The 12,757-nt window shown below is 46.5% G+C and carries 11 protein-coding genes; 5 read left to right on the forward strand and 6 right to left on the reverse strand.

The annotated features are described in order from the left end of the window. Positions 1-9: 9 nt before the first annotated feature. Positions 10-2,205, reverse strand: coding sequence for a methylmalonyl-CoA mutase (scpA, locus tag ICN25_RS08665; RefSeq protein WP_216862897.1), 2,196 nt, complete (start codon positions 2,203-2,205; stop codon positions 10-12). 96 nt (positions 2,206-2,301) lie between these two features. Between scpA and ICN25_RS08670 the strand changes: the two genes are divergently transcribed. Beyond that, complete coding sequence (locus tag ICN25_RS08670; RefSeq protein WP_216181498.1) at positions 2,302-2,940, forward strand: GntR family transcriptional regulator; 639 nt, start codon at positions 2,302-2,304, stop codon at positions 2,938-2,940. An 89-nt stretch (positions 2,941-3,029) separates the two neighbouring features. Here ICN25_RS08670 and ICN25_RS08675 read toward each other — a convergent pair whose 3' ends face one another. Then, entirely contained in the window at positions 3,030-3,374 is a 345-nt protein-coding gene (locus ICN25_RS08675) for a cytochrome c (protein WP_216181512.1), read from the reverse strand. A gap of 17 nt (positions 3,375-3,391) precedes the next feature. Further along, the gene (locus tag ICN25_RS08680) at positions 3,392-3,757 is read right to left on the reverse strand and encodes a cytochrome c (protein WP_216182273.1); all 366 of its coding nucleotides are present in this window, start codon (positions 3,755-3,757) and stop codon (positions 3,392-3,394) included. 165 nt (positions 3,758-3,922) lie between these two features. Between ICN25_RS08680 and ICN25_RS08685 the strand changes: the two genes are divergently transcribed. The 3 genes from ICN25_RS08685 (at position 3,923) to ICN25_RS08695 (ending at position 6,534) form a co-directional block, all read left to right on the forward strand. Then, positions 3,923-4,780, forward strand: a complete 858-nt coding sequence (locus tag ICN25_RS08685) for a MoxR family ATPase (RefSeq protein WP_216181514.1) — start codon at positions 3,923-3,925, stop codon at positions 4,778-4,780. Between the two features lie 33 nt (positions 4,781-4,813). Next, positions 4,814-5,989, forward strand: a complete 1,176-nt coding sequence (locus tag ICN25_RS08690) for a VWA domain-containing protein (RefSeq protein ID WP_216181516.1) — start codon at positions 4,814-4,816, stop codon at positions 5,987-5,989. Between the two features lie 86 nt (positions 5,990-6,075). Continuing rightward, positions 6,076-6,534, forward strand: coding sequence for a RidA family protein (locus tag ICN25_RS08695; protein WP_216181518.1), 459 nt, complete (start codon positions 6,076-6,078; stop codon positions 6,532-6,534). Positions 6,535-6,538: 4 nt separating this feature from the next. On the opposite strand, the gene ICN25_RS08700 is transcribed toward ICN25_RS08695, so the two are convergent. Then, on the reverse strand, positions 6,539-7,189 hold the full coding sequence (locus tag ICN25_RS08700; RefSeq protein WP_216181519.1) for an NTP transferase domain-containing protein: 651 nt from the start codon (positions 7,187-7,189) through the stop codon (positions 6,539-6,541). Positions 7,190-7,265: 76 nt separating this feature from the next. Here ICN25_RS08700 and ICN25_RS08705 point away from each other — a divergent pair, with 76 nt between their 5' ends. Continuing rightward, entirely contained in the window at positions 7,266-8,225 is a 960-nt protein-coding gene (locus ICN25_RS08705; protein ID WP_216181521.1) for an XdhC family protein, read from the forward strand. Between the two features lie 69 nt (positions 8,226-8,294). Here ICN25_RS08705 and parC read toward each other — a convergent pair whose 3' ends face one another. Together parC and ICN25_RS08715 are read right to left on the reverse strand one after the other, a co-directional pair. Beyond that, positions 8,295-10,667: a DNA topoisomerase IV subunit A gene (gene parC, locus ICN25_RS08710; protein ID WP_255536756.1), complete on the reverse strand. Its 2,373-nt coding sequence runs from the start codon at positions 10,665-10,667 to the stop codon at positions 8,295-8,297. 74 nt (positions 10,668-10,741) lie between these two features. Continuing rightward, positions 10,742-12,730 (reverse strand): DNA topoisomerase IV subunit B, encoded by a 1,989-nt coding sequence (locus ICN25_RS08715; protein WP_216181523.1) that lies wholly within the window; start codon positions 12,728-12,730, stop codon positions 10,742-10,744. Positions 12,731-12,757: the final 27 nt, after the last annotated feature.

Here is a 12,757-nt window from a genome sequence, read left to right on the forward strand (position 1 = left end):
ATCTTTAAATTACTCTGGCTTTACAGATTTACGAATCTGCTCAAGCACATCCTTAGCTGATGCAGGGATCGGAGTGCCTGGGCCATAAATACCCTTCACACCCGCCTCATATAGGAAGTCGTAATCTTGTCTTGGGATCACACCGCCTACGAAGACAATAATGTCGTCAGCACCCTGCTTTTTCAACTCGGCAATGATGGCTGGCACCAAAGTCTTATGTCCTGCAGCCAAAGTAGAAATTCCTAAAGCGTGCACGTCATTCTCAATCGCTTGGCGAGCGCACTCTTCCGGAGTTTGGAACAAAGGTCCAATATCCACGTCAAAACCTAAGTCAGCAAAGGCAGTTGCAACAACCTTTGCACCGCGATCATGACCATCTTGACCAAGCTTCGCAATCATCACACGTGGGCGACGGCCAAAGTCTTTTGCAAAATCAGCAATCTCTACCTTCAATTTTTCCCAGCCCTCTGCTGAGTCGTAAGCAGCTGCATACACACCGGTCACCTTTTGAGTATCGGCGCGATGGCGCCCGTAAACTTTTTCCAATGCATCAGAAACTTCACCGACCGTAGCGCGCAAGCGAATTGCTTGTACAGCCAACTCCAGCAAGTTGCCAGTATTTTCTTCTGCGGCTTTTGTTAACGCTTCTAATGCAGCTTCAACTTTTTTGGAGTCGCGCTTCGCCTTGATATCTTTTAATCGTGCAACTTGGCTTTCACGAACCTTATCGTTGTCAATCATCAAGACATCAACTAAGTCTTCTTTGCCGAGCTTGTATTTATTAACGCCAACGATGACATCGGAACCAGAGTCAATCTTGGCTTGTTTCTCGGCAGCTGCGGCTTCAATCTTCAGCTTAGCCCAACCGCTTTCCACGGCTTTAGTCATGCCACCCATGGCATCAACTTCTTGAATGATTTCCCAGGCTTTATCAGCCATCTCTTGAGTAAGGTTCTCCATCATGTACGAACCAGCCCATGGATCAATCACGCTAGTGATATGTGTTTCTTCCTGAAGAATTAACTGGGTGTTACGGGCGATACGGCTAGAGAATTCGGATGGCAAAGCAATCGCTTCATCAAATGAATTCGTATGCAAAGATTGAGTGCCACCAAATACCGCTGCCATGGCTTCAACCGTTGTACGAACAACGTTGTTGTATGGATCTTGTTCAGTTAAAGACCAGCCAGATGTTTGGCAATGCGTACGTAACATCAGTGACTTTGGATTTTTTGGCTCAAAGGATTTCATGATGCGCCACCACAAGAGGCGCGCAGCACGCAACTTAGCAACTTCTAAATAGAAGTTCATACCAATAGCGAAGAAGAATGAAAGGCGACCAGCAAAGCCATCGACATCCAGACCCTTGGCTAATGCAGTTTTTACATACTCTTTACCGTCAGCCAATGTGAATGCCAATTCGAGAACTTGGTTCGCACCAGCCTCTTGCATGTGATAACCCGAAATAGAAATCGAGTTAAATTTCGGCATGTGCTTAGCGGTGTACTCGATGATGTCGCCGATGATGCGCATGGAAGGCTCTGGCGGGTAGATGTAGGTATTACGCACCATGAACTCTTTCAGAATGTCATTCTGAATCGTGCCTGATAGCAGCTCTTGCTTCACACCTTGTTCTTCGCCGGCAACAATATAACCAGCCAGTACCGGCAATACGGCACCGTTCATCGTCATTGAAACGGATACTTTGTCTAACGGAATGCCATCAAACAAAATCTTCATATCTTCTACAGAGTCAATTGCTACACCGGCTTTACCAACGTCGCCAGTCACGCGCGGATGATCAGAGTCATAGCCACGATGGGTAGCCAAGTCAAAAGCAACGGAAACACCTTGACCACCTGCATCTAGTGCCTTGCGATAAAACGCATTAGATTCTTCTGCAGTTGAGAAACCAGCGTATTGACGAATAGTCCAAGGACGAACCGAGTACATGGTTGCCTGAGGTCCACGAACGAATGGCTCGAATCCTGGCAATGAATGTGTGTATTGAAGACCTTCAGTATCTTCGGCGGTATACAAAGCCTTGAGATGAATACCATCCGGCGTTTGCCAACCTAATTTATCGACATCACCATTCGGTGCTGACTTTTGGGCTGATTTCTTCCAAGCATCTAAATTGCTATCCGGCACATTTGGCCATGTATTAGATGAATTCGATGCTGACTTTTTTTCACTTGTACTCATAAAGCACTCCCGGTTGGCTTTATTACATTGTTACTAAATTTGTAGGGCTATTTTGCTTGACATTTTTAAATTTGTCTAGATACTGTATACATAATTATGAATACAAAACTAATAAACAGACCCTTATACGAAGACGTAGCTGAGCGCCTACGCGAGCAGATCTTTTCCCATGAACTGGCTCCTGGGAGCTGGCTAGACGAGCAAAGCTTGGCGATAGCCTTTGGCATCTCACGAACACCAATGCGTGAAGCCATCAAGGTTTTGGCCTCCGAAGGCTTGGTTACAACCAAGATGAATAAAGGTGCCTATGTCACCGAAGTTGATCGCCGCGATCTAGAGCAAATCTTTACCGTCCTCTCTTTGCTAGAGGGTCAAGCAGCTAAAGAAACGGCCATTAAGGCATCTGAGGCTCAACTCACACAGCTTGATAACCTGCATCACCGCCTAGAAAAGGCTGCAGCTGACCGTGATACCGAGCAATTTTTTGAAATTAATGTGAAGTTTCATGAGTTGATCCAAGAAATTGCAGGAAATAAATGGATGAACGGTGTGATTGAAGACCTTCGTAAGGTGCTAAAACTCCAAAGACGAGATTCTTTGACAAGAAGCGGTCGTTTATTAAGCTCACTCCTAGAGCATCGCGAAATTCTTCAGGCCATCCTCAAAAGAGATCCCCTGGCTGCGGATCTAGCTATGCGCAAACACCTCACCAGAGGGCTTGAGGCAACGAAATAAAGACATAGGAAAACCCGAAAGCCCATAAAGAATAAAGGCTTAGGTGATTAACCTAAGCCTTTTGTGCTTATGCAACAAGAAATGCTGGATTACTTCTTAACTACGAAATTTCCTGGCAATGAAGCGATATAAGCAGCAATGTCTTGCATATCGGCATCAGAGAATGTCTGAACCTGGGAACCCATAATGGCGTTATTGCGACCGTATTGAGCATTTCCGTTACCTACTTTGTAAGCCTTTAATGCGTAGTAGAGGTAATCAGAATACTGACCAGCCAACTTTGGGTAAGCAGGCAGGATTGGGGCGTTTAGGCCAGCACCATGACAAGAGGCGCAATTAGCCTTCTCTACAAGCGCTTGACCTTTTTCAGCGCTAGCTGCTTGAGCTAGACCGATGCTGGATAACAAAATGGCGGTAATTAGTGCGAATTTCATAAACGTGCCTCTAAATATCACTTCAATGGGTTATTTGGTGAGCTGGCAGTTTGCGCAGCATAGTATTCGCCAAGATCAGCCATGTCTTGATCAGACAAGCTGGCAGCAATTGAACGCATCGTTGGATGCTTTCTTTCGCCCTTCTTGTAAGCGGACAAAGAGCTAGCAATGTAAGCAGCATTTTGGCCACCTAGCATTGGGACCTTGTAAACCAAAGGATAGTCAGCGCGGTAGTCAGGAATGGAGTGGCAACCAATACAAAGCCAAACCTTACCTTGTCCAGCTTGAGCGGAACCTTTGACGTCTTGCGCTTGAGCAGCAAAACCAGCAAATGCCAAGCCAGCACAGAGGGCCAATTGGGAAAGAATGAGGTGTTTTTTCATAGAAATCATCATTAACGAGTTTGATTTAGATCAATTTGCACAGAGTATAGCGGAGACAGGAGCAGATCCACCATTTCAGAGCTTGAAATCAGTGAAAACACTGAAAATATCAGCCCTTTTACCTATACTTGAACGCTATTTAAAGACAAATTGATTGCCCTAGAGATGACTAAGACCAAATCCCGCTTCGATGGCTCCCAAAGCTATGTAGCTACTGATGACCTGAAATTAGCGGTAAATGCCGCAATTCAACTGCAGCGCCCTCTTTTAATTAAAGGCGAACCAGGTACGGGCAAGACGATGCTGGCTGAGGAAGTTGCCGCAGCATTGAATATGCCCCTCATGCAATGGCACATCAAATCAACGACTAAAGCCCAACAAGGCCTCTATGAATACGATGCGGTTAGCCGACTAAGAGACTCCCAACTTGGTGATGAAAAAGTCAACGACATACGCAACTACATTGTTAAAGGTGTCCTTTGGCAAGCATTTGAAGCGGATGAGCCAGTCGTACTATTAATTGATGAGATTGATAAAGCGGATATCGAATTTCCAAACGATCTTTTACGAGAAATTGATCGTATGGAGTTCTATGTATACGAAACAAGGGAACTCATTAAAGCTAAGCACCGCCCTCTTGTCATCATTACCTCAAACAATGAGAAAGAATTGCCTGATGCATTTTTGCGTCGCTGCTTTTTTCATTACATCTCATTTCCAGATGCTGGAACTATGCAGAGCATTGTGGATGTCCATCACCCAAACATCAAACAAGAATTGTTAGATGCAGCTCTTAAATCGTTCTATCAAATTCGATCTTTGCCTGGCCTCAAGAAGAAACCTTCCACCTCTGAATTAATCGATTGGTTAAAACTTTTACTAGCTGAAGATATCCCCGCTGAGGCGCTTTATAGCAACGAAGACAAAATTGCGATTCCACCGTTACATGGTGCACTTCTGAAAAACGAACAGGACATTCACCTGTTTGAACGTCTCGTCATGATGAATCGCAATCACCGCTAATCTCAACCGCCTCCATTTCGCAATAGCTGAATCATGTTGATTCAATTTTTTCTCCAGCTCAAAGAGGCCAAGGTGCCAGTATCTGTTCGAGAATTTTTAACCCTATTGGAGGCTTTAAAGGAAGGCGTCATTGAACCTTCGATTGATGAGTTTTATCAGTTAGCGCGTATGACTTTGGTAAAGGATGAGCAGCACTTTGATCGTTTTGATCAAGTCTTTGGCTCTTACTTTAATGGCGTAGAGCAAATCATGGCCTTAGCCCCCGACATTCCACTGGACTGGCTTGAGAAAAAATTACAGCGCGTATTAACTGAAGAAGAAAAAGCAGCGCTGAAAAAGTTAGGCGGTCCCGAAGCATTGCAAAAGCGTCTTCAAGAACTCATGAAGGAACAAAAGGAGTGGCACGGTGGTGGCAACAAGTGGATTGGAGCTGGAGGTTCATCCCCTTTTGGTCACAGCGGCTATCACCCAGAAGGAATTCGGATTGGTGGTGAAAGTGCCGGCAATCGAACGGCCATTAAAGTCTGGGAGGCTCGAGAGTTTAAAGATTACGACAGTGATCTCAGTCTTGGGACCCGCAATATCAAAATGGCATTGCGTCGCTTGCGTCGTTTTGCCAGAGAAGGCTCAAGCCTAGAGTTAGATCTCGATAAAACTATTCACTCCACTGCAGCAAATGCAGGGATGCTTGATATTCAAATGCGGCCTGAGCGTCATAACCAAGTCAAAGTCTTATTGCTCATGGATGTAGGCGGATCGATGGATGACCACATCCAGCGGATTTCTGAATTGTTCACTGCCGTCAAAACTGAGTTCAAGCACTTGGAGTATTACTACTTTCATAACTGCGTATATGAACACCTGTGGCAAAGCAATCGACGCAGACGGGACCAGGTGACAGCTACTCAGGACATCATTAATAAGTATGGTCCCGACTACAAACTGATTTTTATAGGAGATGCCACGATGTCTCCCTATGAAATTCTGAGTCCTAACGGATCGGTTGAATACAACAACCGAGAAACTGGGGCCGCTTGGATTAATCGTCTGGTTGATCACTTCCCGCACTTTGCATGGCTCAATCCAGAGCCGGAATCTGTGTGGCAGTACCGACAATCCATTGACATCATGAAGGGTTTAATGAAAGACCGCATGTATCCCGTGACCTTGAATGGCCTTGAAAATGCCATGCGTCAACTGTCAAAGTAATCAAGTAATATTTGCTGTAACTAAGTCTTTATTGACCCATTTTCTTTTTATTTTTTTCTGTCTTTTAATTAACACCACTGAACTCTATGACAAATCACATTAGCGATCGCCTTAAAACTCTTGGTATTGAGTTACCTCCTCCTGGACCCCCTGCTGCCGCTTATGTCATGGCAGCTACTTCTGGCAACACTGTTTTCCTATCTGGGCACATTGCCAAAAAAGATGGGAAGCCTTGGGTTGGAAAACTTGGCCAAGATATGGATACAGAGACCGGCAAAGCTGCAGCTAAGTCTATTGCGATTGATTTGATTTCCACCTTACAAAATCACTTGGGCTCTCTAGACAAAGTGAAGCGTATTGTGAAAGTGATGGGCCTAGTCAATTCCACCTCTGAATTTACTGAGCAACACTTGGTCGTAAATGGCTGCTCAGAACTGCTTTTTGAAGTATTTGGCGATGCCGGCAAACATGCGCGTAGTGCGTTTGGTGTTGCGCAAATCCCTTTGGGTGCTTGCGTTGAAATCGAGCTGATTGCCGAGATTTAAAAAACTAAGTCAGGCTTAATTTGTGTTGTTGGATGTCTTCCGGTGTGTCGACATCCATTACAAACGCTTGATTGCTGGTGAGCATAGTTCTCACCTTGGCAGGATGAGCATCCATATATTCCCGACAAACCATCCCAGGATTTGCAAGAACCTCTGATATCGCCTTTCGTGAGAAAAGCACAGGATTACCGCGCCTACCTTCCACCATTGGGAGAATGATTTCCTCGCCGCTATCTCGCCTGAGAAATGCATCAAGCAGCTCTTGAACTTCTCTTACCCCTATCTCAGGCTGATCTGAGAGTGCGACCAACAAGACATCAAACTCACCATTAAGGGATTCGAGACCCAGGCGAACAGAGGAGGCTTGACCTCTTTCTGGAGCAGGATTCTGAATGACTTGAATTGGATGCATTAGGGAGTCATTAATTTTCTCGATCTCAGACTCAATTGCTCTTGCATGAAAGCCAGTCACTACGACGTATTCAGTTGGGGCGAATCCTTGAATTGCACCTGAAAATAGCTCCAATAGGGTCAGACCGCACTTTCGGAGCAAGGCTTTGGGATGAACACCGAGGCGGTTACCCTCTCCAGCCGCTAGCAAGAGCACGGCAAGGCGTAAATTTGAAGCTTGAGTGGATGGGCTAGAACTTATCATTAAGGTGATAATAATTACATTGCCAGAAAAAAATAATAAATACAAAAAAATAAATATAAGAAATTAGAGACAAGAAATGAACAGCACTGATTTAAGCGTATTAAAAGCCGCCGTCGACTGGCTCAAGTCTGGCCATCCCGTTGCCATCGCCACAGTGGTTCAAACCTGGGGCTCCTCCCCAAGACCTATCGGCTCTTGGTTAGCCATTCGGGGTGATGGGCAAGTTACTGGCTCAGTGTCTGGTGGCTGTGTCGAAGACGACCTAATTCGCCGAGTGCAAACTGAAATCCTGACCAGAGACTTGCCGGAGATGGTGGTCTATGGGGTGAGTCAACAGGAGGCTGCGCGCTTTGGTTTGCCTTGTGGTGGAACGTTGCGCTTGCTTGTCGAACCAAAACCGGAATTGGCGATTCTGGAAACCATTTTGTCTTCCATCTCAGCACACCAAATTACCTCACGCACAGTGGATCTTGCAACTGGCAAATCCACACTAGAAGCCGGGAATCGTAATGAGGCATTTATTTGCGATGAGAAATTAATGAAAACCACTTATGGTCCTCGTTGGCGCATGGTCATCATTGGTGCGGGGCAACTATCCCTCTATACGGCTGACTTTGCTCTCGCATCTGACTTTGAAGTCATTGTCATTGACCCTCGTGAAGAGTATGCGGAAGGCATCAATCGCGAGCATATTCAATTTATCAAGGGCATGCCAGATGATGTATTGCTAGAAATTGGTGTTGACTCTCATACAGCTGTCGTTGCTTTAACGCATGATCCCAAGCTAGATGACATGGCCTTGATGGAGGCATTAAAGTCCCCTGCTTTTTATGTTGGCGCACTGGGTAGCAGAATCAATACCCAAAAACGCAAAGAGCGCTTACTGGAATTTGATGTGACACAGGAACAAGTGGAGCGTCTTCACGGGCCTGTTGGTCTATTTATCGGGGCTTTGACCCCTCCTGAAATCGCCGTATCCATTTTGGCTGAAGTGATTTCCGTAAAGTATGGCGTACCAATCCCTAAAAAAGTTTAAGTGAAAACAAAAAAACCCGATCAACTAAGGACCGGGTTTTTTGAACTTCTTCCAAGCTAGGCTTGCTATTTAGTTTGCCTTGAGCTTTCCATCCTTCAGTCTTGGCTCTACAAAATGTCCTTTGCGAGCGCGATTACCTGCAAACGATTTCAGAGTTTTTGCATCAAGACTTAATTCGGTTGGCTTGCCAGCACGTCCGGCACCAGAATACGTAGCACCATCAGGACCAACAGCAATTGCAGACGCCAACTTCTCTTTGTCATCTAAGCCCATCAGAATGACGCCTTTACCACCAGTGGGTAAACGCTTTAGCTCATCTAGCGGGAATACTAATAACTTAGAGCTTTCAGATAAGCAGGCCACTTGCTTCATGCCAGCAGTCACCTTAGCCGCTCCAAGCGGTGCATCACCACCTGGGAACTTACTATCGATACCAACGAAAGATTTACCAGCCTTGTTACGGGTAGTCATATCTGCAACGTTTGCAAGGAAGCCGTTACCTGATCTAGTAGAAATCAACACTAGATCATCGGACTGGCCAGCATAGTAAGCCACCATTTGTGATCCAGCAGCTAAGTTCACAAAGCTGGTTAATGGCGAGCCATCACCACGGGCACCAGGCAACTCACTAACTGGTACGGTATAGACGCGACCATCACTGCCAAAACCTTGCATCACATCAACTGTGCGGCACTCAAATGTGCCATAGAGGGCATCACCTGCTTTAAAGCCAAACTGAGTTGCATCATGCTCATGACCTTGGCGTACACGCACCCAGCCTTTTTGAGACACGATGACCGTTACTGGTTCATCCAATACTTTAGTTTCAGCAACGGCGCGCTTATCTTCCTGGATCAAGGTGCGACGATCATCGCCAAAATCCTTCATATCCGATTCGATTTCTTTGATGATGCGCTTACGGAGAACGGTATCGCTCTGCAACAAACCTTCGAGATCATCGCGCTCAGACTTGAGCTCTTTTAACTCTTGCTCAATCTTGATACCTTCGAGGCGAGCCAACTGACGCAAACGGATATCCAAGATATCTTCCGCCTGGCGATCACTGAGCTTAAATTCTTTAATGAGGTCAGCCTTAGGTTCATCGCTATTGCGAATGATCTTAATGACCTTATCAATATTGAGAAGAACGATTAAGCGCCCTTCTAAAATATGCATACGGTCGTTAACCTTACCTAAGCGGTGCTGAGTACGACGTGTAACAGTGCCGACTCGGAAAGAAATCCACTCAGCAATAATCTCTTTGAGGCCTTTTTGACGTGGGCGGCCATCAGTACCAATCATCACCAAATTCATTGGCGCATTGGACTCTAGTGATGTGTGGGCTAGCAATAAGTTCGCAAACTCATTGACATCAATATTTTTGCTCTTAGGCTCAAATACCAAACGCACAGCAGCATCTTTGCTCGACTCATCACGTACACCATCAAGTACATTCAAGATGGTGGATTTGAGATTGTTCTGCTCAGGGGTTAAGGTCTTCTTACCAACTTTGACCTTCGGATTGGTGATCTCTTCAATCTCTTGCAGTACGCGTTGTGACGAAGTGGATGGTGGCAACTCATTGACCACAATCTGCCACTGGCCACGAGCCAATTCCTCGATAGACCAACGGGCACGCACTTTAAGACTACCGCGACCTGCTTCGTAAATCTGCGCAATCTCTGCTGGAGAGGAAATAATTTGACCGCCACCTGGATAGTCTGGGCCGGGCATGATTTCCAACAACTCTGAAGTGCTCATTTTTGGAGACTTCATTAAAGCAATCGCTGCGCTAGCTACTTCACGTAAGTTATGCGAAGGAATCTCTGTCGCCATACCTACCGCAATACCAGATGCGCCATTCAGGAGAACAAATGGCAAGCGTGCTGGTAACAACTTAGGTTCTTGGAAAGATCCGTCGTAGTTCGGCGCAAAATCGACCGTACCTTCATCAATCTCACTGAGCAGGAGACCCGCAATTTTGGTTAAACGCGCTTCGGTGTAACGCATTGCCGCTGCGCCATCACCATCACGCGAGCCGAAGTTACCTTGACCATCGATGAGTGGATAGCGTAATGAAAAGCTCTGGGCAAGACGTACTAATGCGTCATAAGCGGATTGGTCGCCGTGCGGATGAAACTTACCCAATACATCACCCACAACACGAGCACTCTTCACCGGCTTAGCATCAGCACGCAAACCCATCTCGCTCATCGAGAAAAGAATACGGCGCTGAACTGGCTTTTGACCATCCGATACATCTGGCAAGGCGCGGCCTTTGACTACGCTAATTGCGTAATCAAGATAAGCGCGCTCTGCGTAGACTGCCAGCGTCAGGCTGTCTTTGTCATCTTCATTGAGCTCAACAATTTTAGGATCATGTGGATCCTTAGGGCCACCTGCTTGCACAGCGATTGGCTCATCCACCTCAACGATATTCATTTCAATGGGTTCGCCAGCAAACAAGTCTGCTTGATCGTCCGAACCAGTGCCGCCAGGAGTTTTTTTAGTTGCCATTAGATATCCGCCTCTACTTCGTTACCGCGCTCTTCCAACCAATCACGACGCGCCCCGGACTCGGATTTACCCATCAACATATCCATTGTTTTAATTGTTTCATCTTCTGTCCATGTACCCAAGGTCACCGGCAAGAGGCGACGGGTATCTGGATTCAAGGTGGTATCCCACAATTGCTCAGCACTCATTTCGCCCAAACCTTTGAAGCGAGAGATTTGCCAAGCAGTTTCTTTAACGCCATCCTTGCGCAATTTATCTTCAATTGCTTGGAGCTCATTTGCATCTAGTGCGTAGATCTTTTGCGCTGGCTTTTTGCCACGCGCTGGCGCATCTACCCTAAACAAAGGTGGTCTTGAAATATGCACATGACCCAACTCAATGAGTTTCGGGAAATGCTTGTAGAACAAGGTGAGCAGCAATACCTGAATATGTGCACCATCGACGTCCGCATCAGACAAGATGCATACCTTGCCGTAACGTAAGTTCGATAAATCAGGAGTGTCATTAGCGCCGTGCGGATCAACCCCGATCGCAACAGCAATGTCATGTACTTCATTATTCGCAAACAAACGATCGCGTTCTGCTTCCCAAGTATTGAGAACCTTGCCGCGCAAAGGCAGAATCGCTTGATATTCTTTATTGCGACCCATCTTGGCTGAGCCGCCGGCTGAATCACCCTCTACGAGGAAGATTTCATTCAGGCCAATGTCTTGGCTCTCACAATCAGTCAGCTTTCCAGGAAGCACTGCAACGCCAGAAGATTTTTTCTTCTCAACCTTTTGACCTGCACGGGTTCTTGCCTGCGCCTGCTTAATGACCAAGTCGGCTAATTTACGGCCGTAATCCACGTGCTCATTAAGCCAAAGCTCTAATGCAGATTTAGCGTAACCCGAAACCAAACGCACTGCGTCTCTGGAATTCAAGCGCTCTTTAATTTGACCTTGGAACTGAGGATCTAAAACCTTGGCAGACAAAATGAAGGAGGCGCGTGCAAACACGTCCTCGGGCATGAGCTTCACACCTTTAGGCTGTAGAGCATGCATCTCGATAAAACCTTTAACGGCATTAAAGAGACCTTCACGTAATCCGCTCTCATGCGTTCCGCCTGCTGGAGTCGGAATCAAATTCACATAACTCTCACGCACTGGTGCGCCGTCTTCAGTCCAAGTAACAACCCATGCCGCGCCCTCGCCTTCAGCAAAGGAATCGTCATCACCATTACCGGTGGCGTATTGCTCACCTTCAAATGGAGGGATCACTTCTGCGCCATGGCCTGCTTGAGCCATCGCTTCGTTTAGATAGCCGCGTAAGCCTTGGGCATATTGCCAAGTTTGACTCTCGCCAGACTTCTCTTGAATCAGCGTGACTTTGACGCCTGGTAACAAGACCGCTTTAGAGCGTAATAAACGAATGAGCTCGGGCATCGGGATGCCAGGGCTATCAAAGTACTTGCCATCAGGCCATGCACGGACACGTGTCCCGTGTGATTTATCTTCTTTACCAGCGGCACTAGTTTTAAGCTTTTCGATGACCTTGCCATCAGCAAAAGTCAAAGTAGACACCTGGCCTTCACGCCATACAGTGACTTCAAGGCGCTTAGATAAAGCGTTGGTTACCGAGACACCAACGCCATGCAAACCACCGGAGAACGCATAAGCACCGCCTGTACCTTTTTCAAACTTACCGCCAGCATGGAGCTGGGTAAATACGATTTCTACAACAGGCAACTTCTCAGTGGGATGTATTCCAACCGGAATTCCACGACCGTCATCTTCTACGCTCACACTGCTATCGGTATGCAATGTCACGATGATTTGCTTACCAAACCCACCTAAAGCTTCGTCGGAAGCGTTATCGAGCACCTCTTGAATGATGTGCAAAGGGTTGTCGGTGCGGGTGTACATTCCCGGCCGCTGACGGACGGGTTCCAGTCCTTTAAGGACCTGAATCGATGATTCGCTGTATTCGGAAGTTTTACGGGTAGCCATGCGGGCAAATTGTAGTCATGTGTAAAG

Source organism: Polynucleobacter sp. 80A-SIGWE, from assembly GCF_018882295.1.
Classification (GTDB): Bacteria; Pseudomonadota; Gammaproteobacteria; order Burkholderiales; family Burkholderiaceae; genus Polynucleobacter.